Origin of the sequence: Pseudomonas umsongensis, assembly GCF_012647205.1 — a bacterium.
GTDB classification, from domain to species: domain Bacteria; phylum Pseudomonadota; class Gammaproteobacteria; order Pseudomonadales; family Pseudomonadaceae; genus Aquipseudomonas; species Aquipseudomonas umsongensis.
Genome location: NZ_CP051487.1, coordinates 2,583,727 through 2,609,608, shown reverse-complemented (window position 1 = coordinate 2,609,608; position 25,882 = coordinate 2,583,727). Strand labels below are relative to the sequence as shown.

Below are 25,882 nucleotides of genomic sequence, written 5' to 3'. Positions count from 1 at the left end.
GCGACTTAGCAGTCGATCTCTTTCAGTCGGTCATGACTGAAGGTGCTATCCGATTGCCACTCGCTAAAGGCCAGCCCCATGGCCAGGGATTGCGCAATACAGAACGACGCGGTAAGCGAACGAAAGCCCAGCAGTTCAGCGTCGTTAACCTCAATCACGGTATCGGCCATCTGCCCGATGGGGCTCAGAACGCTGTCAGTGATCGCCACCAGCGTCACGCCAGCCTGGCGCGCCTGGCGACAAGCCTCAACGGTGTCATTGGCGTACGGCGGAAAGCTCACAGCTATCAATAAATCATCATCGGCAATGGCGCTGACCTGCTCAGGCAAGGTGCCGCCAGCACCGCTGATGTGCACGGTTCTGCGGCCCACACGACTCAATGCGTAGCTCAGATATGCCGCCACCGGAAAGGCGCGACGCATGCCGATAACGAAGGTGGTTCGCGCCACTTGCAGATGAGCGATGGCCGCTTCGATATTGGCCTGCTCCCCCCCTTCAGCCAGGTGTTCCAGGGAAACGATATTGGCCTGACTGAATTCGCGCAAAATCGCGCCGACGTCACTCGGGTCCTCCAGCAACGTCTCACCGCCGTAGTGTCGAATGCGCTCACTGCGTTCGCTTTGGGAGTCGGCAGCCTGTTGCAGCGGTGCACGGAACAGCCGCTGCAAATCCTTGAAACCTGCAAAGCCAAGGGCCTGAGCCAGCCGGATATAAGCGGTGGGCGCGATACTCGAACGCTTACCCAGTTCGGCTACCGTGTTGAGTGCGATCTCATGCGGGTTGTCGATGAGGAATCGGGCAGCATCGCGCAAGCGACCGGTCAGGTGTTCGTGCTGTGCCGCTATACAGTCACGCAGCTCTGCAAGGGTTTCAGGTAAGGCCATGATGAAGGCTCGTCAAATTAGAAGGGTGTAGGCCTGTCAACGCAACGCATCGATTGCTTGATCCAGCGCAGTGATGAGACGGTCGACTTCTTCCAGCGTGTTGTAATGCGCCAACGACACACGCACTACCCCGCCAAACCGATCAAGCCCAAGGGCTTCGATAAGCCGTCGCGCATAGAAGTCACCAAAGCGAATGCCGATCCGGTGCTCATCGACCCTGCGCACAATGGCCTCCGACTGAACCCCCTCAACCACGAAACTGATCGTAGGTACCCGATTGCGGATATGTGCCTTGCCAATAATGCGAACGCCCTCGCGCTGGCGCAAAAACGCTAGCAAGCGCTCGGCAAGCAAATCTTCCTGCACCTCGAAGGCATCGAACGCGGCCTGCATGCACTTGCGCTCGCTGCCTTGGGCGCCAAGACGGGTGCTGATGTCGAGCAGGTAGTCGGTGATACCGATGCAACCGAATGACAACTCGTAGTTGACGTTGCCCGGCTGCAATTTGTAAGGCACCACGTCCTGGCCGATGAAAAAGTGGTTCAGGCTCGGCAGCTCAAGCAACAAATGACGACGCCCCCAGAGCACGGCAAAGTGCGGGCCGAACGTTTTATAGAAGCTGTAGACGTAGAAATCGGCACCGCTGGCCTGCACATCCACCAGTCGGTGTGGCGCATAAGCGACGGCGTCCACGCACAACCTGGCGCCCACTGCATGGACACGCCGCGCCACTTCGGCAACCGGATTGACTGAACCAAGAATATTCGAGGTGTGGGTCATCGCCACATAGCGGGTGTTGTCATTCAACAAAACCTGCAGGTCATCCAGCTCGAGTTCACAACTGTCGGGATTGACTTGCCACACACGCAAGGTCGCGCCACGGCTTTCGCATAACTTGACCCATGGACCGATGTTCGCTTCGTGATCGCAATTGGTGACGATGATTTCATCGCCCGGGACGATTGACGGGGCGATGGCGCGACACAGGATTTGCAACAAGTGGGTGGTCGATCCGCCCATGATCACTTCTTCGGGATGCTCGGCGTTGATCAATTGCATGACCGAGTGACGTGCCTGCATCACTCGCTCGCCAGCGTCGACGGAAGCCTGGTAGGACGCGCCCAATTGCACACTGTTGTTGAGCAGATAATCGCTGACCCTTTGCGCCACGGAGCTCAGCACCATCGAACCACCGGCGTTATCCATGTAGGCAAAGCCACCGGCCAGACCTGGAAATTGCTTGCGAACGTAATCGATATCGAGAGGATTCACTCTACTTTCTCCAGCCGGATTCAGTGATGCAGGATGGCCTGCAGGAACGCTTGTGTGCGTGTTTCCTTAGGTGCGGTAAAAAACGGTTCAGGGATGTTCTGCTCAACAATGCGTCCGCTTTCCATGAAAATGACTCGATCGGCGACCCGACGGGCAAAGCCCATTTCATGAGTGACCACGACCATCGTGACACCGGAGCGAGCGAGGTTTTGCATGACATCGAGCACCTCGCCAACCATTTCCGGGTCCAGCGCGGAAGTCGGTTCATCGAACAGAATCGCCCGAGGTTCCATAGCCATGGTGCGGGCGATTGCCACACGCTGCTGTTGGCCGCCAGACAATTGGCTGGGGTATTTGTGCGCATGATCGGCCATGCCGACCTTGACCAATAATTCCTTGGCCCGGGCATGAGCATCACGCCGACTCAACCCCCGCACCCGAATCGGCGCCAGCGACACATTGTCGAGAACACTGAGGTGCGGATAGAGGTTGAAACTTTGAAACACCATGCCGACTTCGCTGCGGATGGCGGCCAGTCGGGGTCCGTTTTCGACCCGCTCACCTGCCACACGGATATGGCCTTGCTGATAGTCTTCAAGCAGATTGATGCAGCGGATCAAGGTCGATTTCCCCGAGCCGGACGGGCCAAGAATGACCACCACTTCACCTTCTTCAACCTGCAGGTTGATATCACTCAACGCTTTGAAGCTGCCGTAGTACTTGTCTAGCTTTTCGATGTCGATCAATGTGCTCATGCGGTTTTTCCTCCTGAGGCATTACGGCGCTCAACCCAGCTGACCATTTGCACCAACGGCAACAGCAGCAACAGGTACAGCAAGGCAGCTCCTACCAGCGGTGTCGGGTTGGCAGCCAACGCCTGCGCCTGGGTTGCCTGTTTCAACAAGTCAGGCATTGCGACCACCGAGGCAAGCGCCGTGTCTTTCATGACGTTGATGCAATTGCTCGTCATGGGCGGCATTACGATGCGTATGGCCTGGGGTAAAACGACGTCGCGCATGGTGTTGAAAAAGCTCATGCCTTGAGATGCCGAGGCTTCAAACTGGCCACGGGGAATGGCCTCGATACCCGACCGAAAAATCTCCGCGCTGTAAGCGCAGGACACAAGCGAGAGCGCACTGGCAGCGGCCGCAAAAGACGACAGTCGGATACCCACAAAAGGCAGTGCGTAATAGATCAGTACCAGCAAAACCAGCAATGGAATGGAGCGCATGATATCGATGTAGATACGTGCCAGCGCCCGAACGGGTGCGTAGGAATACAACCTCAACAGCGCCAGCAACAGCCCACCCACGAGGCCCAGGGCAATACTTACCACTCCAAGCAGAATGGTGACGCCCAGACCACGCATCATCAGCGGAAGTGACTCGATGAGCACATTCCAATTAAAAAATGTCTGCAAAAGATCCATGGGATACCTCGGTCAATACAAGTGGCGAACGGGCGTCGCCACTTTCATGCAACAGCAGCAAGGCTTACTTGAGAACAGCGGTCACTTGCAGAGTGCTCGAGTCTTTAGCCGCGTCGGTGCCGAACCATTCTTTGTGGATCTTTCCGAGTGTGCCGTCTTCTTTCATCTTGCTGATGATGTCGTTGACCTGATCGCTCATCGCCCAGCCTTTGGCGTGCATCAGCGAATAGCGCTCACCGGTGGGAATGCGAGCGACGATGGTGTATTGCGGCTTGTCCTTGATGTAATAGAGCACCGCGGGAATGTCGCTGAGGTAGCCATCGATGCGCCCGGAAGCCAAATCAAGCATGGCCGGCGATAGCCCCTCATAACGCGAGACGTCGGCGAACTTGTACTCGTCCATGTGTTGGCCAATCCACATGTCACCGGTCGAACCCGTATCGACGCCAACGACCTTATTGTTCATATCAGCCAGGCTCTTGACCTTGGACGTGGTCAGCGCAGTAAGGGACTGATCGCTGTCGAAATAAGGCTGTGCGAAGGCGACTGACTCAAGGCGTTTAGGGGTGATGGTGATGGAGGAGATAGCGATCTCGACACGCTTGGATTGCACGGCACTGAACAGGCCGTTGAATGGAATATTGATGAACTCGACGCTTTTCCCGGCGCGCTTGGCCACCTCTTTTACAACATCGACCTCGAAGCCGACAAACTCACCCTTGGAATCCTGAAACTCCCAGGGCACGTTGCCAACGTTGGCACCTACCGTCCAGTCCGCGGCCCAGGCCGGCAGTGAAACTGCGGCGGTCATGAACAATCCCAACATCACTTTCGCTTTCATGTTTGCTCCCGATTGTTTGTTTTTTTAGGTGCTAACAGCGGTTGATCTCGTGCAACGTGGGATCGAGAGTAAATCAGTGGATTATTTATTTCAATACCACTTATCTGTGAATTTTTTACTCCATAGCCGTGTTCAGTTTTCTTTTACGGTCACGTCCTAAGGGCTGGTGACGGTCGTAACCGACCAAGGTGGCCACGCGCAGCAGACTTCGCGGCGGGCAAAAAACAGCCAGTTTCTGGTGACAGTCGACCGCCGCCCTTCGCAAGAGCCCGCAATCAGCCAAAAACAGCTTTTCGCCAACCGCCAGGTGGAACGCTGCGAGTTACGAAGTGACGCAATCGGCTCTGTGCAGTCTTGTCATCTACTGCCATTGGCCATGAGGTGAACCATGTTGATGCAATTGACCCTGTGGGATAAAAGACGGGGCAAAAATCAGCTCCGTGAGAAAACGATCAGCCATAAAAAAATCCAGTCACCGCTAAGTGACTGGATTTCTTAAAGAATAAATGGTCGGGACGGAGTGATTCGAACACTCGACCCCTAGCACCCCATGCTCGATCTTAAATCGCCATAAGTCATTGTAATTAAACAATAAAAATCTTAATAACAGATGTCAGAGTTAACGGCTTTTCGTGCATTGGCAAACGATAAATCGTGGTCTCTAGGGTAGGTTTTGCGCAGTTTTTGATATGCCCCCCACCCTAGTCTTTCTTTCCAGATACTCAGAACTGGCAGTGCCGGGTGATCGTCTACTTTCGCCATAAGCAGCAGCCTCTCGAAGATGTCTACGAAGCTGGGGGTATTCATTCGGTCGTATTTCGTTGAGGTGAAATTCAATACTCTGAATGTAGCTCGGGCCGAGGCCACCCATAAAGATTGCGCAGCACGGCGGCGTTTACACAACCAGTCATATGCCGCAAACCATTCGTTCCCGGCCTTATTCATATTCAAGGTTGAAGGTGGCGATGGCGCTGAACGGCCCGCGCTCAATAGCCGTGTTGGCTATTGCATCCGGTTCGCCCTGCACATAAGCCTGCACCGTGAGGGTGTTGTTACCGTTGATCAACCGGACACCTTGGCCAGGCTTATTCAAAGGCAGTTTCTGGCCGGCCGGGGTTTCCATACCAATAGCAATGCCGCTGGCTTGGCTAGCACCATCAATTGCCAGCAACCCGGTCAAATGCGGATTTTCAATACCGCTGAAGGTCACCTTAACCGTTTTACCAAGACTTACATCGCACTCTGTCAGGCGTATATCGAACGGCTGGCCGTGGGTGCGCTGGTTGGTATATAGGTACTTGTCGATCACAGTGCCGAAGTCCAGTGTCACGTTCTCGCCTCCGAGCGCAATGACGCAAGGCTCCGCCACCAAGGCGCCATGCAGCCGAACATTCTCGCCTTGCGCCGAGGGGGTATGCAGCAAAGCCAGCGCCAGAGCCAGTGTATACAGATATCTGTTGCGCCAGTTCATTGGTACACCGCCCGCAGGGTCGCAGTGGCCTCAAACGGCCCTTCTATCAGCGTTGCTCCTGCCCGTTTGACCGGTACGGCCGACAGAACCGGCGGGCTGGCCAGCCTGATGGGGATCGGCTTGTTCAATTCAAAGGGCACGCCGTTTTGCTTGATCTGGATCGCCAGGTCAGTCACGTTGCTGGTCACTGCCGCTGCATCGTAATCCGCGGGGGTACCCATGATTTCCAGGGTCATGTCCCGGGCACTCACACTGGGATCACATTTGATCTGGTAATTCATCACTTGCAGATAGTTAACGCCATCCACTTTTTTCACACCCACCCGGTTGCCAAAATCAACATCCACCTGGCCGTCGTTATTGATGTCGCATTGTGGCGGCTCAATCAGAGTGCCGAAGAATTTCATGTTGTCCGCCGCCATGCCCGGCGCACTCAATGCGCTACTAGCCAGTAACAGCAGCATGCCTGCATAAAGCTTCATCACGTCGCGCCTGTTCACCGGTACTCCACCTTCATGACTGCCCCCGCTGAGAAAACACCACCACTCAGGGTGGCGCCTGGACGCTTGACTGGTACCGCCTCAATTTGCGGCCAGTCCGGGTAGGTGAAGCCCTTCGAGCTGTTGATTGGCAGGGCGGTCCCGTTACTTGATATCGCAATGCCGAAGTCGGTGATGTTGGTCGTCAATACGTCGTGGTTAAACGCCGCGCCCGTGCCTTCTATGCGGATATTCATCGCACTGGGTGCACCAGGCGGGCACTTCACCGTGTACGGCACCGGCATTTTTTTATAGTTGCCGTCTACCAGCGTGGTCAGCACGTCATTGCCGAAGTTGACTTCCATAAGAATGTTGCTGTTGATCTCGCACGGCGCTGCCGTGAGGGTTACCGTAACGTTGATGGTGCTGGATGAGGCCGCCATAGCCGGGTGAGCTGTCGTCCCCAATGCGAGCAGAGCGGCGTACAGGGCAACGTAGAGGACACGCCACGTATACCGGCATGACTTTTCACTGGCCATAGCGCTCCCGTTACTCATATCGCATGCTCAGTCGGGCCATACCAGCCCTCGCTTGCGCGACCCGGGTGGCGTCCATGCTTTCCGGCTGAACAGCCTGGTTTGCCAAGCCCATCTCCAGTGTCCGGGAACTGTCTGTCAACGCACCATACCCACGCAACACGCCGGTACTGCCTTTAGTTTGCTGTTGCATGTCTGGCTCCTTCATCGGGTCATGACACCGTTACGCCGGTTAAAATTCTTTCTTGGCGGGCTCGGCCTTGCATTCAGTTCCGCTACAGGTGAACTGCAGTTGCGGGCGACCGCCGTAGTCATTGACGTAGGTCAGCACCGGGTTCAGGCCCAGCACGGAAACCCCTAGGTTCAGAATCTCTTTTCCCTGTGGCGCCACCATCACGGGCTCAAACCCCACGGCGCCAGCGGGGCCGGGTTTGCTGCCGGCGTCGACTATCGTCACGTAATACGGGGTCGGGTTATTCACCTGGTATTTTTCGCCCTGCTTGCTCAACGTCAGTTGTTCCTGCCAGGGCACCATCCCGATGGTTGCGCCCAGCGCCTTGGGCCGATAAAACAGCTTGATGCGCGTCTGCAGTGCCAGCTGCAAGGTGTTGGGCTTTTCGCTCTTGGGCGGGATTTCACGCAGGTTGAAATAGAACAGCGTCTCGCGGTCCTGCACTAACTGATGGACGGCCGGTAAGGCCTGAATCTTGACCTGGCTTTGTGCCCCCGGCTCCAGACGCTGCAGCGGAGGGAGTACGGTCAACGGGCTGGTAATCTTGTTGCCCTGCGCATCTTCCACCCAGCCTTGTGCCAGGTAAGGCAGTGTCTTGTTGTCGTTGCTGATACTGAGGCTGATGGACTTTTCGCCACCGTTAAACACTGCCCGGGTACGATCCAGCGCCACGGCCGCCTGCACCTGCTGCAGGCCCAGCAGGCCAAACAGCAGGCCGCCAGTCACGCAGAAAAGAGGATTGCTACGAATATTCATCGTTTATTACTCACTGTTTGTATCTCTGTAAAAACTTCAAAGGCGGGCCGCTAAAAAGAAGGTCGCAATGGCCTGCCACAGGGCAACCGGTGTAGTTGTTGCAAGCAGTCAACCCGCTGCTTTCTCTGGCGAATTGCCAGCGGGTATCCGGGTGCACGGCAACACCAGTTCTGCCATGCTGCCCTCGGTAATCTGCGCAGGCATCTGCAGCGCACACCGCGCCTGGCCATTCCAGTGCACGCTCATTTGCTCGCCAGGGTTGATGCCGCTGAGGTAGGCGTTGCCATCGTCACTGACGATGCCCACCTCCTGGTCCTTGTGGTTTTTCACCGTGGCTCCAAACGGAACGCTTGAACCATCGCGCAACTGGATCACCACCATCGCTTTCTCACCGGACACCACCTCGAACCGTCGATAGCCAATAGCCCCTTCGGTCAAGGTGGCTTGCGTCACCGAGCGCCCTACTTCGGCGTTTTCCGGCAACTTGTTAACGTCAATGCTGAGCTGGTTGCGGTGATAACTGTTGACGTCGGTGACCACGGCTTTACCAAACCTGTTGGTGCGGATGGCCGAGCCGTAGCCCGAGATCGGGATGTCCGCGACGCCGTCGGTATCGACCAGGATTCGAGTGCCGCCAACCATGTTCGAGCGGTGCAGCGCAGCGCCTTTCAAGGTGGCCGTTGCCCCGCCTTGCAGCGACATACCCACCGAGGCATACCCCCCCTCCTGGTAGCTGGTGTTGGCATTGACCCGCGCCAGGGTTCCGTCATGGGTGTAGAAACCACTAGCGGTGGTGCCGTTACTATTTCTGCCGCCATTGAGCTGATAGCTGTCGCCATTTGCCAAACGATCGTAGTAGCCCACCTGATGACTGTTGGCATCGCGGTCATAGCTGCCGCTGTAGCTGACGGAACTGCTGCCGCCACCCAGTGGCATTGAGAATGAAACATACATACCGTCATCATTGGCACCGCTGTACTTGTTGCGGTACGCCGTTATCGACAGGCTTATACCCCTGAACTGACCGAAGTTGAGGCTCTTGGACAAGGTAAAGGTGTACCGGTCGTTGGCCTGGGTATCCCAATAAGTCTGGTGGTCGTAGTTGAGGTAGGTGCTCACTCCGCTGTCGCTGAAGTTCTGCCTGAAATTGATGTTGTACAGTTCTTTGCTGTTTTCATTCCGGGTGCCGAAGTTACGGGCATCCAGATAATCGCTCATGGACATGTAGTCCTTCTCCGAGAAGCGATACCCGGCAAAGGTCACCTGACTGTCGTACTTGTCGAAGTTTTTCGAATAGCGCAGCCGGTAAGAAGCACCGCTAAGTGTGTCTTGCGCCAGTTGAGGCAGTCGGGCCCGCGACTGGGTAATGTCAAATGACAATGCCCCAAAGGCCATCAGGTCCCGCCCTACCCCCAGGGCCAAGGCTTTGTAATCACCTCCTTCGACACCGCCGCCGTAAATCGACCAGCCGTTGCTCACCCCCCACGAAGCCTCACCGGTGATAAACATGGGCCCATCGGTACTGTGGCTGAAGTCCGAAGGCCGACCGCTGCTGACCTTGTAACGCACCGCCCCTGGCCGGGTCAGGTAGGGAACGCTGGCAGTATCGACAGTAAATGTCTGCACGCTGCCATCTTGCTCTTCTACCCGTACATCCAGTTGCCCGGAAACGGCATCGTTAATGTCTTGAATACGGAACGGCCCCGAGGCAACCTGGGTTTCATACAGCACCCGGCCCTGCTGGGTGATCACCACTTTGGCGTTGGTTCGTGCCACGCCTGCCACTTCGGGGGCATAACCACGCAGGTTAGGCGGCAGCATGCTGTCATCGGTGATCAGGCTGACGCCGGTAAAGCGAAAGCTGTCAAAGATGTCGGAATACAGGAAGTTTTCACCCAGGGAAAACTGCGCCCCAAGGGTTGGAATAGCCTTGTAGGCGTAGTAGCGGCTCCAGTCCCAGCTATTGCCCGGGCCCTGACCATTGCTCCGATGATCCAGCCGCGTTTGCCAGTCGGCACGCAGCCGCCAGGCGCCCATGTTAGCCCCCACGGTGCCGTTACCGCTCAGGTTGTAAGAGGTACCACCGCCCTGTTCCTGGCGCTGGCTTTGGCCATTCATGTAATAGTCAACGAACAGCCCGGGAATGCCTTCGTCCCAGCGCGACGGCGGATCCCAAGTGTCTACGGCATATTCGAGATAAGCCTGCGGTATGTTTACCATCAGGCTGGAAGTGCCCAATTCAGCACGGGCTGTTGCACCCGGCAGACTGTCCAGTGACAGGCATTGCCCCTGGTGCCACCACGTGAGTTTTTTGCTGATGTCCGGTTTCAAACCAAACTGCTCCACCAGCGTCGGACTGAGACAGGCCGCACTCTCATTTGCAACCTGTTCTGAGGGATAAAAAACCACAGACTGTTCAGGCAGTTCCTGCCTGTTAATACGTACGAGCATCGTGTAGTCGCCCGGCATAATATAAGCGCCACGGGAAAAATGGCCCAAGTCCATATTTTCGCGATCTTTAACATCCAGAACATCAATATTGAATTGCACTTCCTGTGCGCTGGCTTGATACCCGACGCAACTGAATGCACAGGTTATGGAAACGCCCAATATACGCGGACGAAAAGGCGCAAGTGCCCAGTTCGGTGCACTCACAACTGAGGAGCCCATATCATTTATATTCACACCGGAAAGTACGCCAGCCACTTACGAGACATGACGCTCACTCAACCACCACCCACGAAAAAGCACAGGACTTGATTAAACGTCTCAGCTCGTACTTTTTGTTGATTACCGAGTCAATGCCGAGAGTCGCTCAAACACCGCGCCTTCCGCCAAGCCCTGTAGTTGGTAAAGCTCATTATTCAGATCAAAAATGCATGTGGAATGCGCCCACATGCATAGCCAAACCGGGCCCGGGAGCCGGTTAGTTGTAGGTCAGCATGAAGTTGGCCACACTGCTGAACTCACCCGGAATGATGGTCGTAGCATCACCACCGTTACCTTTGAGGTAGGCACTGAAGGCCAGAGTGGCATTGGAGGCCCCGATACTTACCAACTGACCAGCAGTGGCTGTACCCAAGGTGATCGCAGTGCCGTTACCATCGGTCAACGCAATACCCGCACCACGAGCGTCACCGGTAATACCGAGCAAACCACCTTGGCCTGCTGCACCGTTAAAGGTCGTTTTGACCGTGGCTGCAGTATCCAGACTGCATTTTTCCAGGCGAATTTCAAAAGGTTTCGGGGCTGAGTTGCCACCATCAACCAGTAACACGTTAGAGACCGAACCCAACTCGACCGTCTGATCAACAGAGTTCGGATCAATAGAGCAAGGCGCATCAATAATAGAACCGGTAAACCGGACTACGCCATTACCTTCGTCTGCAGCCTGTACCGTTGTGATAGTACCGAGCACCAGCGCGGCTGCCAGAGCGCTTTTTTTAAGTTTCATATTTAAGGATTCCTTTATGACAATTATAAGTTTGCGACCATGCCTCTATTTAAAATCCTTTAATAGACGCAGCACCCCATGAAAGGGACGCAGAATGGTATACGGCTAAAGCCCCCGATATCTCTATATCGTTGAGGTGGGATAACTATAGGGGCTCTAACTGTAAATGTAATCAAGACACCTCTTGAATATGAGCAAGAAATTTCTTGTTCTGTATGGATTACCTCTTAGAAAATTTTTTGTACTTATGACCCCCCTAAGGTGTCACAAGAGAGGTTCCTCGTTAGGGGAACTCAACCATATCAGCTTATAGAGCTCGTTTGAGCGAAGTGGCGCTTGCAAAATACCCCCAAGTGGGACCCCATTGTCTTTTGCCCAGAGAAAAATTTTTTTACATTCTCGGGAGTTCACATCAGCAACTGCAATGATTAAACCGATCCCATTATACTTAACAAGCTTCTTTAAATGATCAGCATGTTTTCTGAAGTCAAATCCGTCGTAGACCAAATACTCGAAACGAATCCCTACCTCCAGTAAGCAAATCACCTCTCCGACGCATGAGCACAAGCTAACTGAGTAATATCCCAGCTTATTGAGAGTCTCTGCATACCCGAAATGTGAACCGGAACTATTGCCGAGCACAACAACACGGCTCCTACCCTTAAGCACATCCTGCTCCTAAAAGAAAAGAAGACCCTAGCGTTCATCCATTAGCTTTTCTACGAGATATTTCCCATTACTTCATAGATTATTCTTGATTATTCCGAGCAACCACCCCCCTCCCAATACAAGAAATTTCTTGCCTTTCTTCTAGAAAATTCGTGCCGTCTGTCAGCATCGAGCTTGTTCCCCTAGGGACAATCTCCTGCAATAATGACTGCAGTGACAGAGAAAAAAGTTTCGGACACCCGGAGAACTCATTAATACTCCACCAAGTGTTGTTCAGGCCGCGTGGGTAGAGCGGTGGCTGTCACTGGCCCTTGCTGTCATCCCGATCCATACCAAAGAGAGCTAAGACTCATGAGTAAAACAGTATTGATCGTCGATGATCATCCGGTGATTTGTTTGGCCATCCGTAAAGCTTTAGAAGAGATTGGATATGAGACCATTGGCGAGACAGCTGATGGGATGGACGCCTTGCAAATGATCGAGGCCCTAACGCCTGATATAGTGATTCTGGATATAGGTCTTGAAAAAATGGACGGCCTTGCAGTGTTACAGCGAATCTCCCGGGATAAGCTCGATACCGAGGTGCTCGTATTCACCTCACAGATGAAAGAAACCTACGCCACACGCTGCTTTCAAGCTGGCGCGAGCGGCTTTGTAAGCAAACACGAACCCATTACCCAATTAATCAAGGCGGTCAAAGCCATCGCCGACGGCTACGTGTTATTCCCAAAGGATTCTATGCCGTTCCTCTCTGGCGCAGCTCAAGACGGGGCATCGGGAGACTTAGATAATCTTACAGATCGCGAGATGCAGATTCTAAAATTGCTGGCTAAAGGGGGCTCCAACCGTGACATCGCTGCTACACTCAGCCTAAGCAGCAAAACAGTCAGCGGCCACAAGATTAAACTTCTGATGAAGCTCGGCGTGACCTCTGTGGTCGAGCTGGCCAACATCGCCAAACAGCACAACATCATTTGACCTTGACGTGAAATCGACAATCTCCCGACTTAGCATTCTCGTTCTGCTCATGAGTTTGTTTTGCGTACCGGTCAGGGCCGATACGAACGATCTTCAGCCCATCGCGCGACAACAACTCGATAGCGTGAAAGTTCAGCCTAACGATATAGAGCGGTCTTGGCTCGACCAAAAGAAAGCGCTGATAGTCGGCGTAACCAGCGACTCTTTGCCGCCGTACCGCATCTTTAGTGAACACAATAGCTTTGAAGGTCTCACCGCGGATTACTTGGCAGCACTGCAGAGGGAACTGACGATTGAGATCAAGGTGCGCCCGCTCACCACGGTCGAAGCAGCCTTTGACGCCCTACGCCAGGGACAGATAGATCTGCTGGCCACCGCCACCCCCCAGGAGGCCAACGATTTTGGCGTGCAACTTACGCCACCTTACGGGCAGTCAGAGCTTGCCCTCTTCGCTGACGGAGGGGATCTTCACGAATACAGCATAAATGATCCCCAATTGCGTATCGCAGTGGCTAACAGGGCTGCGCTCTCGTTGTACAAGAGCAATGGCGGTAAAGGGGCGTTCATCATGTATGACACCCCCCTTGCTGCGATGGCCTCGGTGCTGACCGGCGATAATGACGTTTACCTCGGCGATACGCTCTCCACCTACTACTTGTCAAGCCAGTTATTCAGTATTCACTTTGAAATCAACCAGAGCACACGCCTGCCCAAGGTCGATCTTTCTTTTGCCGTTGCCGCCAATAATCCAATACTAGCTGGCCTCCTGAAGCGTGGACTGGGTAGCATCAAGTACCGCCAGATGACCGACGCCCAGTATTTTTGGGGTGACTTTGAGAGCGGGGAGCTAAGTGATTTTCGCCTCCACCTCACCAACGTGGAACGCACATGGATTAACAATGCCGGGGTCGTCAACCTTGCGATCAGTGAAGATCTTGCCCCCTACGCTTTTTTTAACAGTAATGGTCGCTTGAATGGCATTGCTTCAGATCTATTAGGCATCATTCGGCGAAAGACCGATATTCACCTCAAGATTATCCGTGTTAGCTCGCTGAGCGAAGTCAACGCTTTGCTGGACAATGGCAAGGCAAGTATTGGCATACTGATCGAAGCCAGTCAGTCTTCTCTACCCTATCTGCATACCCGGTCCCTTGCCGTAGCGCCCTACCTTTTCGTGATGCACCAGAACCATAAGGTGCTCTTGGAAGCACAAAGCACGGCATCCGTCGCCGTTGCAAAAGGCTATCTGCAAAATGCGCTGATTACCCGCCAATATCCCCATGTCCGGATCCTGAACACCGAAACCATGGGCGAAGCGTTCAATCTTGTCCGGGACGGTAGAGCGGACTATGTCCTAGCACCTGCCAACGTCGCACGCTATTACCTATCCTACAAATACGAATCAAGCCTAAAAATCGGCGGCATCCTCAATGTTGAGGATGCGAAGATCGTATTCGCAGCTCCTAAAAATCAGCCAGAACTGATCTCGATCTTTAACAAGGCAATGATTGAAATCCCTCCGCGCAAGAACCTACAGATAATAGGACGCTGGCGTGCCAACTCTGCTACCGATGAAAAATACTGGGAAGGAATCGGCTCTACAATATGGCGTTCCTTCGAGGTGTTGGGCGCCCTGCTTTTGGTAGCCGGCCTTCTTATCGTAGTTCAACGCCGGCGCATTGTGAAAAAGCGCCACGACCTTGAGCAGCGGCAATTACTACTGGACGAACTGCAGGTAGCTAAGGAGTCCGCGGAAAAGGCCAGCCGAAGCAAATCCGTGTTTCTGGCCACCATGAGCCACGAAATCCGCACCCCGCTTAATGCGATCATTGGCATGCTGGAACTGGTGCTCACCCGCAAGGGCAACGCTGGACTCAACACACAGTCGGTGCACATCGCCTACGACTCGGCGAACCACTTGTTAGCCCTGATTGGCGATATCCTGGACATATCACGCATCGAGTCAGGCAAGCTGAGCTTGTCGCCCGAACCTACCCGCATCAAGGAGCTACTGGAAACCACTAGCAATATATTTTCTGGCCTGGCACGCCAGAAACGCTTGTACCTGCGCTTGGATATATCCCCACTGGCCACTGAACTGGTTTGGGTGGACGCACTGAAAGTCAAACAAATCATCTCCAACCTTCTGAGCAATGCGATCAAATTCACGGAACAAGGCGGTATAGATATTCGTTGCCACGTAACACCTGCGAGCAAGACTTCTCTGCACGTACTTATCAGTGTTAGTGATACCGGCGCTGGCATCCCCGCAGCGCAGATTGATCAGATTTTCAAACCATTTTTTATTACCCGAGATGCAACCAGCGATCCCAATGCTGGCGCTGGCCTGGGCCTGGCAATCTGTAAGGAGCTAAGCGACTTTATGGGGGGACGCCTGGAGGTGGCGAGCGATACGAAGTTCGGCACTCAGATGACCTTCAGTATCGTGCTTGATTGCGTCAGCACCGAGAGCCACATACTCACTGCTGCTCCAGGAGGAACTGTCGGTCTGAGCCAGGATGTGAAGTTGACCGTATTGATTGCTGAAGACCATCTTCCGAGCCAGTATCTGTTGTACCAGCAGCTCTCTTATCTGGGTCATCGCGTGGTTACCGTCAGCAATGGCCTGGAGGGCCTGGCGACGTGGCAAGAGCATGAAATCGACATTGTGCTCACCGACAGCAATATGCCGCAGATGAGTGGTCTCGAAATGGCCCAAAGCATCCGCCGGCTGGAGCAATCCCGAGGTGTCCGCCCGTGCCTCATCATTGGGCTAACCGCGGATGCACAACGCGAAGCGCTTGAGCGCTGCCTGGCTAGCGGCATGGATCATGCTTTGAGCAAGCCGATCACCCTAGCCGACCTCAACCGCTGGATACCCAAGCTCAATACAGACTACCAACAACTCAAAAGTTCGTCGTCGATGAGCACTATCCATGCATACATGGCCGAGCAGGTGATCGATAGCAATGCCAGTGAACGGGTAGCCTTGGAACTTGCTCTGGAAAAAGAAGACTTGGAGGAAATGGCCCGCGTTGCGCACAAGCTCAAAGGTACCGCGTACCTGCTCAACCAATCAGGGATGCTGGAACAGTGCATCGAGGTGGAGGATTTGTGCGTCGAAGGCATGATGTCCATTAATGTAATTGAAGCGGTTACGATCCTGATCCAGTCACTGGAGACAATCAACGAGTCATTACAGTCGAACTGATTCGACGGGCAAGCGGGCAAGCGGGCAAGCGGGCAAGCGGGCAAGCGGGCAAGGAATTTCTGCACACCTTTCCAGAAAATTCTAAAATAGAATACAGATTCGTCTTTCGTGTTGCCAAGGTGAGTTCACATAAGCTTGTGGGGTATACCAATTCAGGCTACCACCATGCGAATAAACTCCTTGAACGCGCTCTTATCGAACTCTATTTACCAGCAACAGCAACCACAGCTACGGCAACCAGGTAGTTTAAATGTATCGAAAACACTAGTCCAACTACCCAGTACCGATGATGTGCAATGGGGCCTACGACGCAGAGAGTTCATTGCATACCTACAACCCAAATTCGATTTACGTACGGGCCAAGTCAACTCGGCAGAAGTCCTAGCCCGCTGGCATCACCCGCGATGGGGGTGCTAAGCCCAGCAACCTTCATTCCGGTGATGAAACGTGACAAATGTCTCGACATGCTACTATTCGAACTTCTGGAACAGAGCCTTGACTGTCAGCTCAGGCTTTACGAGCAAGGTATACTGGTAGGTATGGCATTTAATTTATCCCTTGCTCAATTGATTAACGGAAAACTCGTCGAACATCTGGAAACCCGCTTGCGCCATCACCCTCTGCCGCTTTCGTCACTAACTTTCGAGATTACCGAGGACGGTCCTATCGGAGCAAGTGCTACCAACATTGAACAGCTGAATCGCCTGCACTTGTTAGGAATACGCCTATCGATTGATGACTTTGGTACTGGCTATTCGTCACTTTTACGTCTATGCCAAGTACCGTTCAGTGAAATAAAACTGGCTGAGGAGTTCACCCAGTTAATTGAAGGACCCGGCCACTATCCTGCAGTCATCCGCAATACTTTGGCGCTGGCTGTCGACCTCGATATGGAATTGGTAGTGGAGGGCATTGAAACAACAGTTCAGCGCGATCACTTGTATAAAATGGGAGTGCAGATTGGCCAAGGTTATCTGTGCGCCCAAGCGATGCCGATCCCAGCGTTTGAAAAATGGGGGCAAAATTTTTGCCCTTACTTCAAATCCAAATCAGTGAGCCGACAAAAAAAAGAAACTTTCACCATGCAATTCGACTGCCCTCCAAGCATAGAACAAAATGCAAATATATTTAACAACGACAATTAAGACGATATGCCGCGACAAGGCAACTACAAACAAACACATCACACTAATTTTTTATTATAAGCCAAGGACACTAATGCGCCTATCAATCTTAGCCACCGCATCAATTATGGTACTACTCGCACCTTTGCAGTCAATAGCAGCCACCATTCAGGTATCGGAGACAGGGCCTGGATGTGGAAAACCAATGAACGGAGGCATATGTACCGGCACCATTTTATCTATAGATATAATGAACGGGGACATCAAAGAACATAACAGTAACAACCCAGTACCTAGCTATCAATTTTTTAGACTTTCGCGCCCCTTCGCGTACTTAGCATGTGATGTAAGTGGCAGCTTGGGTTGCCCTCGCCTTAGCTACGTTTGCCGTAATGAATCCGAGGCAAGATCTATGATTCAACGCCTAGTTGGTGCTTCTATTCGTCGGAGCAGTGCACCTGTAAACACTCGAGAGTCTCTCGACTTCCGCTGCGTAAAACCTGGATACTATGGTTGGTTCGATATCTCATACGATATGGCTACTACCCCTCCCACCCCACCTCCTGTCACATGCTCAGCAACTGCTGCTAACATATACTTGACAGGCACAACCACCGAAGTTAAAGCCGGCGGAGCTTATACTTATATCGAATGCAGCGAAAACACTACTGTTAGTCTAGAGATCCAAAAACAGGGTGAGGTTGATTTGAATGGAGCTGGCACAGTAGTGCTGGGCCTCGCCGGCGAAGGATCTTCTGCAACGTTTGATGTACGCGGTTCCAACCCAGTATGGATAGATGCTTCTTACAAGGGGCTTAAGCCACCCGGCACATATACTGGATCGACAGTACTTCAATTGAGTATTCCTTGATTCACATAGTGGGTGTATCCAAATTAGACCACTCCTTTTATTTCGTACCTGAGACTTCTTTTGCGTAGGCCTGACGGGCCTGCAGCGCGATCAATCCTTGGTCGCCGTCGCCGGTGATTCCGATAATTCGTTGAGCATGCGCTGGGTCAAGTCTGGCTCTATGGGCGCCATAAACCACACCGCTGGTGCAGGTGGTGGTTTGCACTGCGTTACCACCAGTTGTGGCGGCGTCGAGTTGGACTGACAGCCGCAGGTCAGCAGTAGCAAGACGATCACGTAGGCGTGCCTGTTTCGTTTTCTCATCGGTAAGGGCTCGATAATGGGATTGGTCACTGGCTGCCAGCCACTGTTCCAGGGCGAGACGCTTGCCCTGCTCTGCAAGGATTTGCGCGGAGTTGGCATTGGCCAGATGGGTGCGCTCGGTTTGGCGGGCGGTTTCTTGGGCGGCCAACTGCTGACCGTAGGCGTTGACCTGCCACGCCCATGCGGCCCACGCGCTGCCAGCCATCAGGACCAGGATGAACAGCAGCACCCCGCCCCACTTCACCGCATCGATCTTCACGCCAACACCTTGAGCGCCCAGGCGTACAGCGCTTGCCGATCGACCGCGCCGTTCTGGCCGCCGTTGATGCGCCGGGTGATCTTGTCGAACTGGTCTGCGTCAGGGAGGTGGCACCACCCTGGCTGCGCAACGCCATAGACTTGGCGCTGATCACTGCTCAACGTCGCTCCGATATTCTGGACATGCGCTTTGACGGTGTTGGATGGCTTCCTGTACCTGGTACAAAAGAAAACTGCCAAGGCCAGTGATACTGCGTGGATTCGTTTCAAGGTGACTGACGAGCTGCAGACCGTCATAACCCGCTGCCAGGACAACATCGCCTCCCCTTTCCTGATTCATCGCAAGCCGCAACGACCGCTGCAGAAGCAGGCGCAGACTAAAGAGCACTGGACGAAGGTTGAGGATTGCTTTCTAACGCGCTCTTTTAAAGAGGCGCGGGCACTTGCTGGCTGTTATGCGGAATGGAAAGAAGAGGAAATGCCGGGCTTTCACGAAGTGCTGTGAGTTAGCAGCGGATTTAGCACCGACCAGGACCTTGCAAGAGATTCCGAGCTGACCGCCAGAAGCCGCGGCCGACGGATCTTTCGAGGGTTCAGCGGCACTCAATCGGTGCCAACTACCTGCAAAATGGTTTGTCACCAAAACAGCAAAAAGTCGGGTGAATTTGCGGTCTGTTTGGCACTGCGGTTTGCGCCCAAAAACGTCGAATTTGGAGGTATGAGTCAGGCTCGCGGACGCGATGGTTTGATTCCAGATCGGCCCCTGGGCCTTGTAATCAAAGGGCTCGGCCGGCGACTAGAGACCTTCCGCAGACCTGGCGATTGCCCAACCACCCTCCCCGCCTCCCCGCGCCCTGTTCCGTTTCCCTAGCGCACAATCGGAAGTCCCGCTTTCGCTGCTTCCGTTTGTCTTCAAAGGCACGGCCCGCGTGACGTACAGCCGGTTTCGCTGATTTTGGATGGTGACCTTTAAGAACGAAGAATCGGAACTGAGCTTCCAGGGTTTCGCGTCGCGCAGGTGAGGAAAAACGCCCTAATCGCCCGGAAACAGGCCGTTTGGCAAGGCTATCTGACATGCGAAAAAACTGAGAAAGGAAGAAAAATATCAGACAGGACTGGTGCCAAAGGCGGCGCGAAAAAGGGCCAAAAGCGGCGTGAACTCACACCAACGGATGATCTAAATCCTCAGTGGGGCAAAAAGTGGGGCAAAAATCAGCTCCGCGAGAAAACGATCAGCCATAAAAAATCCAGTCACCGCTAAGCGACTGGATTTCTTAAAGAATAAATGGTCGGGACGGAGTGATTCGAACACTCGACCCCTAGCACCCCATGCTTGCAAGGGCGCTAAAAAGCTTTACAGATCAGCCCTTTGGAACGGCGCCCACTGCAATCGATGCCGTACCGTACTTAACCGTGATTTACATTTCCCCGCAAAAGTCCCTACAGGCTTTCGACCAGAAAGCCCCTGCATTTCGGCGTTCTGCCGATCGAGCACAATCCACCTATCGCAGTAGTGAATCACCGATTCAACGCTGGTATTCTCGCCGCCACGTTCGCCAGGCATTAAGGGATGCGGGCGAAAATAGAAGCCCCGGAGTTGCGAACCTTCGGGGCTTTGCTTTTTCTGAGACTTCCTACCCGGCATCCACCCACCCCTCATGATGCTACGCTTACCTCTTCACGGAGGATTCGCGATGCCCAACTCAGACCTACTCCCTTCCCTGCTCTTCAAGATCAATGAAAACCAGCTCGCCCTCGAAGCGGCCATCATGGAGCTTTCCAACTGGGTCGAGCAGCGTGGCGCCGCCGACGTCGCCGATAACGTTCGCGGTGCCTTGGACACGATCGATAAAAATGAAGAGTTCATCAAGCTGACGCTCGCAGTGCTGATGACGCCTGATTGATCTACTTTGCATTCCGTCGCCGCCATTCGCCATCGCGCCCGGGCTCGTTTACTGTATATCCAAACAGTATCCGTAAGGCATAATCGTGGACCTCTACGAAATTGAAGACACAAGCGATTGGCTCGGCAGTCCGACCAGGCTGGAAACCGTCAAGCATTACGCAAGCATGCTCGAGGAAGACGTCCAGGATCTAAAGCGTCAGCTGCAGGCGGCAAAGGTAAATATTTCCACCCTGGTTGAAATGAACGACCAGCTATCGAACGAACTCCAAAAGAAGCTGGCATGGATGGCGAACCTGGAGGCGGAAACCACCGACCAGCTTTTCAAGATCCGACGCCTGACACTGGTCCTGGATCAAAAAGAAAGGATCATTCGCGAGCTGCAAGCAGGCAATCAGAGGAGCTGAACATGTGCTGGCGTCTTTCCCGCATGCCCAACTCTCTGGTCAATAACACCAGTGACCACTCGTTTGACGGTACAACGCCGCCCTTCAAGTATTCCACCATGCCTTTGGCGCGCCGTGTGATCAAGCAATTGATTGCGCTTTCGGCCTAGTCAATATCGGTCAGGCACTTGCGCAGCGCCGCCTGATACGCCGGCGGCAAAACCAGCCCGGGCAGCAGCTCTTTGTCGTTACGCATAACGTCCCACCTGGCTCGCAAGCGAGCCGGCGGCGATCTCGAAGTAATCGCCCGTTTCAGCAACCTCCAGCACCCGGCCGGCAAACACCGTGCCGTCCGACAGCACCAGAGCGGCACGGCGGATGCCTTGCGCCTCGAACAGGGCGGCGCCCAGCTGCCGGTCGACCAGCACCGACACCGGCGCGCCGGCGCTGTGACGGCTAACCACCACGTCGACGCCTCGGCGCTCGACCGTGCAGCCGAGCTCAGACGTCTCGCCGAAGATTAGGGTCAGGTCGGCCAGGCCACGGTAGGACAGGGGTTTGCTCATGCCGCTATCCTCAGCCGGCCACGTTGGGCGGCCTCATCGAACAGGTCACATAGCGACACACACATCGAACTGCTTATTTGCTTGGCGCATGAAAGCCCCTCTGCAAATCCCTTGCCCTGATTCATATGCATATCCAGCTCAGCTTCGGTGGTGGCTTTTAGCATTTCCATCAGATACAGGGCGGCGGTGAACTGGGAGTTGTCCTCCAATCCCAGTGCCTTCAGCGCGCCGACCGAGGGAACAAGTTCTGCCGCTTCTGCGGGATTCAACGAAGGCAACATCTTGGCAAGGTAGTTAGGGCACGAGTCAGGCACAAGCAAAGGCTCCGCATTGCAGTGAGGGGTGGGGGCGTCGAAATTACTTTAGCGGGTTTGGTCGCCCAAATCCGACAATTTGGGTGTCGCGACCTCAAAAAGGACCCCCGCTCCCTGCGATACGGGAGGCATCTATTCAACATAAATCATCTTATCGACAGTGACGCCACTACGCGTCGGCATTCAGCTGGGCGCCCGCCTGCTCAAAGGCCGCCTTGGCCTCGCTGCGAAGCGCGTAGTAGGCATCGGAGTCAATTTTGTCTAGGTGAAAGTACCCGTAAAGCTGGCCGCCGACTTAGCCGTAGTCATGTTGCGACTCGCCCAGGGTCGTGCCGGCGGCGTAGCTTTGGATCAGGTCGCGGAGGTCTTAAATATATTCATTAGTCATCGATTCAGTTCTCTGCATTAGTAGGCCGGGACCTCAATCTTAAGCGGTGGGGGTTCGGTTCGTCACCGCCGCCTGCAATGCCAGCACCGCGGTCGCCTTACCCCAAAGTTTCAGGCGATCCGCCTGCCCGTTGAGCCCGCCATTGATGCGTTGTGTGATCGCTTCGAACTGGCCAGCATCCGCCAATTCATTCAGGCCGTTGCTCGACCAGAACCAGGCGGCAGAAAGCGCAGCATAAGCCGGCTGCTCCAGGAGTTCCGGTTTTGCCAGCAGATCCAGGCTCAGGGCCGAGCCGCACGCCTGATAGTTAACCCAGCCGGTGATCTGAATCAGCCCCCTACCCCGATATCGCCAACCATCGCCTGTCACGGCAGGCCCATTGCCCAGGCGCGAGGCATAGACGATGTTCGCTATCTTCTCGGGCTTGCGAGCAACACTGGTTGCCGTCACCAGGTTGAACCGCTTCGGCCAAGTCCTGATCAAAGCATCAGCGCTGTAGTTCAGGTTTTCGACCAGGGTGCGCAACTGGCCGGACTCATGACCGATCTGCGCCAGGAACGCGGCAACACGCAACCGACCTTGAATATTGAAGCGCGCCATCGCTCCATTTAGCGCGGACACAAAAACGCCGGCAACTGGGCCGGCGTTCGGGAGGATCTGCAGCAGTTGCTGCTGGGTTATGGGCATTCCTTTTCTCCAGGCATGAAAAAGCCCGCGCAGTGGCGGGCATTCTTCAGGCACAAAAAGCCGCTTAAGGCGGCTGGTTGTTGCGGCGGGTCAAATCGAGCTAGGCACTTTGTACGATTGGCCTCCTGTCAGCCTCAATCAGGAAAGCCGATAAGAGAGCATCACGCGGTACTTTGCAGCTGTCGGCGATGCTCCTTGTAGCGTTATCTGCACAACCTTGTTGGCTGGATCGCCAAAGCCGGCGCCTGTCTGCCCTGCACCGGTTGACATTATCAAGGCGATAGTCTTGTCTTGATTCAGAACGGCAGGGACTATTGGCAGTGTTGCCGAAAACGAGCAGGTGCTCCCCGAAGCCAGCGAAACGGACACTACGCCGTCTACATGCACGATATTCCCGTTTCGCGTCCACGCCCAGGTTACTGGCGCTGTGACTGTCGGCGTCCCAGTGCCTGGGGTAAGCCCAGGGCTATATTCTCCAAAGTCCGTGTTCACACCCCTCAGCGCCGGGGTGTCCATGACTCGCCCGTAAATCTCGCGAGTGCCCAGGCTGCTTAGGTGATTCAAACCGTTGCCACCGTAAGGCATCTGCCGCGACGCCGCAGGATTTGGCAGGCCCCACGCCTCTTGCGAGGTAAGCAGTTTTTTGTACAGCTTTGGCAGGCCAACGTTGAGTACCACCGACGTCCACGGCCCAGAAGTCAGGTTGTAGTAACCGGTTCGCGGATACATCTCGCCGCCCGCCGCGATGATGTTGAAGCTGACTCGCGCTATGTCCTCCGAGCCATTGAAGCTCAAGGTCAGTACGTTGCCAACCTTGATCACGTCCAGCGTGAAAGATGTTGTAGGGAATACCACACCGGTAGTGAGCGTCTGGTAAAGGCCGTCGCTGTACAGCTGGACTCTTAGGAAACCCTCAGCGGTTTTTTGGATGTAGGCAATATCCCCCGAGTCCGAGTTCGCGCCGACCGCCCCCGTCTTGACGAAAACAGGGTTGGTGGCGCCAACGAGAAACGCTGCGTCATTGGCCGCGGCGCTCCCGTTGAAATTAAGGCTCATTGAGAAATCAATCGTTGACAGACCGGGGGCGAATCGACCCGATGTAACCGGAATTGATGGAAGGATGCGCATCGACGCATTGTCGAGAATGTCGCGTCCATCCAGCACGATGCCGCCCATACGGTTGGCGTCGATCAGACCCTTCTTGTAATACCGCGCCATACTACGAACCAGACCCGCAGCGTAGTCGCGACCTTCTTGACTGGCGCGTGTTCCGCTCGATGCAAAAGCTGGGTCAGGGTCCGGGCACACTGACGGCTGTGTGAAGAAAACAACATCAGGCGACTTGGCGAACGCAGCCAACTTATCAAGGATGGACTTGATGACGGGGCGCTCTGCCGAAGAGCTGTCGTTACTCCCGCAGATGATGTACACGGTATCTGGCGCAAGATCCGCGATGTACTGAAGCCAGTCTCGCCCGGTGTCCGTGTACCAGGACGGAAAAGACGTTGGCTTGCTATTAAGGGCTGCGAAGGTCTGAGACCCAATGCATCGGTTATAAAAGCTGATGTTTTTTTCTGGATTGTATTTGCCAAGCAATCTTTGCAGCATTGGCGTGACACCGCCTCCAGTGTCGATAGAGTCGGCAGCCCATCCACCTGTAGAGCTTCCGACGATAACCACGGTGGGTGCCGGAGCTGCTGAGAAGGCACGCAGGTGCTGAGCAGGGATCAGATCTTGGAAAGGCTCACGCCCAGTAGGCGCCCATTCTGGCATAACTCTCACTCGATAACAGGAATCCCCTGATAACGATCCAGCCCCAACAAACCGTATATTGGTCCGATTTGTCAGCGCAGTATCGCAGATGTAATCCCTGTCTATGCCTACTTCTGATTTTCCCTCGCGCAGAGCGGCATCAATCGACGCCTGTATTATTGCAGAATCGCTTGCACCTTCGCACCATGCCGCCTGTATTCTTCCATCATAAATCCTTTTATAGCGGCGACCTGCTGCCCCAACAATGACTGTGGACTTGTCATCCGCTGAGACCGTGTCAGAAGGATCTAAAATGAAATTGCCGGAGAAGTTGGCATCGGTGATTTTAAAGCCAGTTGCTGTGCCTGTATAAACCCGCAACGCGGCATAGTCCGCAATCTTCTTAGACAGGCTCATCTGGGCGCCGACAGTCTCTCCGTCCCAGCCAACCTGCGCCGCGCCATTGGCTGGATCGGTGTCGTCCTTGATTGCCGCAATGGCCTCAAGGCTTTCATTCACAATCCAGCCGGACGACTTATAGATGTACTCAGCCTGGTTTTCGGTGTTGACGTAACGATCGCCAAGCTGCAAAGGCGTGCCGTCGTCGCGGATGACCGGAGGCGTAGCAACCGACACTAGGAAGCGAGCGGTTCGTCCCGTAGCAAGATCAGCGGAATCCTCTGCTGCCTGTGCTGCCTCCGTTGCGGATTGCATGGCATCTTGAATTGCCTGCGCCGCCATGGCGCGCTTTCCGGTATCAGTCGCTACGCCGCTGGAGTTCTGCCATACAGCATAAATTTCGTCAGCCTCATCAGACTTCACGAGGAAGATCGCCCCGTTTGTGGTTGCAGCGATGCCGGCGGCGGTCGTCGAGTAAATGGTCGAGGCGAAACTGATCTTTTCCGCGCCACCTTCCTGGATGCTGACGATGACCTGTTTCAGGTTCGGGATGGTGCCCGAGTCCGTAGAGATAGGGTCAGCCGTCACCGCGTCATTCGAAAACCGCGAAAGAATATCGCTGCCGATCTCAGCCTTTACCGTGGCAATATCTAGCCGCTGGGTCTGGTCTGCCATGTGTATTTCCTTGGGGCGAATTTAATGAGCGCGACCAGGTTTGG

Annotated in this window: 22 protein-coding genes and 3 pseudogenes; 7 read left to right on the top strand and 18 right to left on the bottom strand. The window is 54.4% G+C overall.

What is annotated here, in order from left to right:
- Positions 1 to 5 precede the first annotated feature (5 nt).
- From HGP31_RS11960 to HGP31_RS11905, 12 genes are all read right to left on the bottom strand, one after another.
- The gene (locus tag HGP31_RS11960; protein ID WP_033040878.1) at positions 6 to 884 is read right to left on the bottom strand and encodes a MurR/RpiR family transcriptional regulator; all 879 of its coding nucleotides are present in this window, start codon (positions 882 to 884) and stop codon (positions 6 to 8) included.
- Between the two features lie 36 nt (positions 885 to 920).
- On the bottom strand, positions 921 to 2,156 hold the full coding sequence (locus tag HGP31_RS11955; protein ID WP_033040880.1) for a cysteine desulfurase-like protein: 1,236 nt from the start codon (positions 2,154 to 2,156) through the stop codon (positions 921 to 923).
- A 20-nt stretch (positions 2,157 to 2,176) separates the two neighbouring features.
- Positions 2,177 to 2,911 (bottom strand): amino acid ABC transporter ATP-binding protein, encoded by a 735-nt coding sequence (locus HGP31_RS11950; RefSeq protein WP_020799004.1) that lies wholly within the window; start codon positions 2,909 to 2,911, stop codon positions 2,177 to 2,179.
- Complete coding sequence (locus HGP31_RS11945; protein WP_020799005.1) at positions 2,908 to 3,585, bottom strand: amino acid ABC transporter permease; 678 nt, start codon at positions 3,583 to 3,585, stop codon at positions 2,908 to 2,910. The genes HGP31_RS11950 and HGP31_RS11945 overlap by 4 nt, the downstream gene beginning before the upstream one ends.
- 64 nt (positions 3,586 to 3,649) lie before the next feature.
- On the bottom strand, positions 3,650 to 4,426 hold the full coding sequence (locus HGP31_RS11940) for a transporter substrate-binding domain-containing protein (protein ID WP_168757809.1): 777 nt from the start codon (positions 4,424 to 4,426) through the stop codon (positions 3,650 to 3,652).
- Between the two features lie 937 nt (positions 4,427 to 5,363).
- Positions 5,364 to 5,897, bottom strand: coding sequence for a fimbrial protein (locus tag HGP31_RS11935; protein WP_168757808.1), 534 nt, complete (start codon positions 5,895 to 5,897; stop codon positions 5,364 to 5,366).
- Complete coding sequence (locus HGP31_RS11930; RefSeq protein WP_168757807.1) at positions 5,894 to 6,379, bottom strand: fimbrial protein; 486 nt, start codon at positions 6,377 to 6,379, stop codon at positions 5,894 to 5,896. The genes HGP31_RS11935 and HGP31_RS11930 overlap by 4 nt, the downstream gene beginning before the upstream one ends.
- A 14-nt stretch (positions 6,380 to 6,393) precedes the next feature.
- Positions 6,394 to 6,915: a fimbrial protein gene (locus HGP31_RS11925; RefSeq protein ID WP_168757806.1), complete on the bottom strand. Its 522-nt coding sequence runs from the start codon at positions 6,913 to 6,915 to the stop codon at positions 6,394 to 6,396.
- Positions 6,916 to 6,925: 10 nt separating this feature from the next.
- On the bottom strand, positions 6,926 to 7,105 hold the full coding sequence (locus tag HGP31_RS11920) for a hypothetical protein (protein WP_168757805.1): 180 nt from the start codon (positions 7,103 to 7,105) through the stop codon (positions 6,926 to 6,928).
- A gap of 39 nt (positions 7,106 to 7,144) precedes the next feature.
- Positions 7,145 to 7,900, bottom strand: a complete 756-nt coding sequence (locus HGP31_RS11915; protein WP_240963541.1) for a fimbria/pilus periplasmic chaperone — start codon at positions 7,898 to 7,900, stop codon at positions 7,145 to 7,147.
- A 108-nt stretch (positions 7,901 to 8,008) separates the two neighbouring features.
- Positions 8,009 to 10,570 (bottom strand): outer membrane usher protein, encoded by a 2,562-nt coding sequence (locus tag HGP31_RS11910; protein ID WP_168757804.1) that lies wholly within the window; start codon positions 10,568 to 10,570, stop codon positions 8,009 to 8,011.
- A gap of 256 nt (positions 10,571 to 10,826) precedes the next feature.
- Positions 10,827 to 11,354: a fimbrial protein gene (locus tag HGP31_RS11905; protein WP_168757803.1), complete on the bottom strand. Its 528-nt coding sequence runs from the start codon at positions 11,352 to 11,354 to the stop codon at positions 10,827 to 10,829.
- Positions 11,355 to 12,374: 1,020 nt separating this feature from the next.
- Here HGP31_RS11905 and HGP31_RS11900 point away from each other — a divergent pair.
- The 3 genes and pseudogenes from HGP31_RS11900 (at position 12,375) to HGP31_RS11890 (ending at position 17,357) form a co-directional block, all read left to right on the top strand.
- Entirely contained in the window at positions 12,375 to 13,001 is a 627-nt protein-coding gene (locus HGP31_RS11900) for a response regulator transcription factor (RefSeq protein ID WP_168757802.1), read from the top strand.
- A 7-nt stretch (positions 13,002 to 13,008) separates the two neighbouring features.
- A complete protein-coding gene (locus tag HGP31_RS11895) occupies positions 13,009 to 16,212 on the top strand; it encodes an ATP-binding protein (protein ID WP_240963540.1) in 3,204 nt (1,067 codons plus the stop codon).
- 165 nt (positions 16,213 to 16,377) lie between these two features.
- A pseudogene (locus tag HGP31_RS11890) lies at positions 16,378 to 17,357 on the top strand (EAL domain-containing protein).
- 887 nt (positions 17,358 to 18,244) lie between these two features.
- Here HGP31_RS11890 and HGP31_RS11885 read toward each other — a convergent pair.
- Together HGP31_RS11885 and HGP31_RS11880 are read right to left on the bottom strand one after the other, a co-directional pair.
- Positions 18,245 to 18,769 (bottom strand): lysis system spanin subunit, encoded by a 525-nt coding sequence (locus HGP31_RS11885; protein ID WP_205896197.1) that lies wholly within the window; start codon positions 18,767 to 18,769, stop codon positions 18,245 to 18,247.
- Positions 18,766 to 18,870, bottom strand: a pseudogene (locus HGP31_RS11880) (glycoside hydrolase family 19 protein); the annotation flags it as partial. The gene HGP31_RS11885 and the pseudogene HGP31_RS11880, both read right to left, overlap by 4 nt.
- Between HGP31_RS11880 and HGP31_RS11875 the strand changes: the two are divergent.
- The 4 genes and pseudogenes from HGP31_RS11875 to HGP31_RS11860 form a co-directional block, all read left to right on the top strand.
- Positions 18,859 to 19,267: pseudogene (locus tag HGP31_RS11875) on the top strand (site-specific integrase); the annotation flags it as partial. The pseudogenes HGP31_RS11880 and HGP31_RS11875 sit on opposite strands and share 12 nt — an antisense overlap.
- A 1,195-nt stretch (positions 19,268 to 20,462) precedes the next feature.
- Entirely contained in the window at positions 20,463 to 20,672 is a 210-nt protein-coding gene (locus tag HGP31_RS11870; protein WP_168757801.1) for a hypothetical protein, read from the top strand.
- Between the two features lie 85 nt (positions 20,673 to 20,757).
- On the top strand, positions 20,758 to 21,078 hold the full coding sequence (locus HGP31_RS11865) for a hypothetical protein (protein ID WP_168757800.1): 321 nt from the start codon (positions 20,758 to 20,760) through the stop codon (positions 21,076 to 21,078).
- Positions 21,079 to 21,080: 2 nt separating this feature from the next.
- A complete protein-coding gene (locus HGP31_RS11860; protein WP_168757799.1) occupies positions 21,081 to 21,227 on the top strand; it encodes a hypothetical protein in 147 nt (48 codons plus the stop codon).
- 78 nt (positions 21,228 to 21,305) lie between these two features.
- On the opposite strand, the gene HGP31_RS11855 is transcribed toward HGP31_RS11860, so the two are convergent.
- From HGP31_RS11855 to HGP31_RS11840, 4 genes are all read right to left on the bottom strand, one after another.
- Positions 21,306 to 21,623 carry a hypothetical protein gene (locus HGP31_RS11855; protein WP_168757798.1) on the bottom strand — a complete coding sequence of 106 codons (318 nt, stop codon included), beginning with the start codon at positions 21,621 to 21,623 and terminating at the stop codon, positions 21,306 to 21,308.
- Complete coding sequence (locus HGP31_RS11850) at positions 21,620 to 21,937, bottom strand: hypothetical protein (protein WP_168757797.1); 318 nt, start codon at positions 21,935 to 21,937, stop codon at positions 21,620 to 21,622. Before HGP31_RS11850 ends, HGP31_RS11855 begins: the two co-directional genes overlap by 4 nt.
- 427 nt (positions 21,938 to 22,364) lie before the next feature.
- A complete protein-coding gene (locus HGP31_RS11845) occupies positions 22,365 to 23,012 on the bottom strand; it encodes a glycoside hydrolase family 19 protein (protein WP_168759163.1) in 648 nt (215 codons plus the stop codon).
- 138 nt (positions 23,013 to 23,150) lie between these two features.
- Positions 23,151 to 25,838 carry an SGNH/GDSL hydrolase family protein gene (locus tag HGP31_RS11840; protein WP_168757796.1) on the bottom strand — a complete coding sequence of 896 codons (2,688 nt, stop codon included), beginning with the start codon at positions 25,836 to 25,838 and terminating at the stop codon, positions 23,151 to 23,153.
- Between the last annotated feature and the right edge of the window lie 44 nt (positions 25,839 to 25,882).

What these genes read in the sequence shown, in the direction of transcription:
- HGP31_RS11910 (WP_168757804.1), bottom strand. Translation starts at nt 10,570, where the DNA reads ATGGGCTCCTCAGTTGTGAGTGCACCGAACTGGGCACTTGCGCCTTTT.
- HGP31_RS11920 (WP_168757805.1), bottom strand. Translation starts at nt 7,105, where the DNA reads ATGCAACAGCAAACTAAAGGCAGTACCGGCGTGTTGCGTGGGTATGGT.
- HGP31_RS11870 (WP_168757801.1), top strand. Translation starts at nt 20,463, where the DNA reads ATGCCCAACTCAGACCTACTCCCTTCCCTGCTCTTCAAGATCAATGAA.
- HGP31_RS11945 (WP_020799005.1), bottom strand. Translation starts at nt 3,585, where the DNA reads ATGGATCTTTTGCAGACATTTTTTAATTGGAATGTGCTCATCGAGTCA.
- HGP31_RS11845 (WP_168759163.1), bottom strand. Translation starts at nt 23,012, where the DNA reads ATGCCCATAACCCAGCAGCAACTGCTGCAGATCCTCCCGAACGCCGGC.
- HGP31_RS11900 (WP_168757802.1), top strand. Translation starts at nt 12,375, where the DNA reads ATGAGTAAAACAGTATTGATCGTCGATGATCATCCGGTGATTTGTTTG.
- HGP31_RS11855 (WP_168757798.1), bottom strand. Translation starts at nt 21,623, where the DNA reads ATGAGCAAACCCCTGTCCTACCGTGGCCTGGCCGACCTGACCCTAATC.
- HGP31_RS11860 (WP_168757799.1), top strand. Translation starts at nt 21,081, where the DNA reads ATGTGCTGGCGTCTTTCCCGCATGCCCAACTCTCTGGTCAATAACACC.
- HGP31_RS11960 (WP_033040878.1), bottom strand. Translation starts at nt 884, where the DNA reads ATGGCCTTACCTGAAACCCTTGCAGAGCTGCGTGACTGTATAGCGGCA.
- HGP31_RS11905 (WP_168757803.1), bottom strand. Translation starts at nt 11,354, where the DNA reads ATGAAACTTAAAAAAAGCGCTCTGGCAGCCGCGCTGGTGCTCGGTACT.
- HGP31_RS11915 (WP_240963541.1), bottom strand. Translation starts at nt 7,900, where the DNA reads ATGAATATTCGTAGCAATCCTCTTTTCTGCGTGACTGGCGGCCTGCTG.
- HGP31_RS11950 (WP_020799004.1), bottom strand. Translation starts at nt 2,911, where the DNA reads ATGAGCACATTGATCGACATCGAAAAGCTAGACAAGTACTACGGCAGC.
- HGP31_RS11935 (WP_168757808.1), bottom strand. Translation starts at nt 5,897, where the DNA reads ATGAACTGGCGCAACAGATATCTGTATACACTGGCTCTGGCGCTGGCT.
- HGP31_RS11925 (WP_168757806.1), bottom strand. Translation starts at nt 6,915, where the DNA reads ATGGCCAGTGAAAAGTCATGCCGGTATACGTGGCGTGTCCTCTACGTT.
- HGP31_RS11840 (WP_168757796.1), bottom strand. Translation starts at nt 25,838, where the DNA reads ATGGCAGACCAGACCCAGCGGCTAGATATTGCCACGGTAAAGGCTGAG.
- HGP31_RS11930 (WP_168757807.1), bottom strand. Translation starts at nt 6,379, where the DNA reads ATGAAGCTTTATGCAGGCATGCTGCTGTTACTGGCTAGTAGCGCATTG.
- HGP31_RS11940 (WP_168757809.1), bottom strand. Translation starts at nt 4,426, where the DNA reads ATGAAAGCGAAAGTGATGTTGGGATTGTTCATGACCGCCGCAGTTTCA.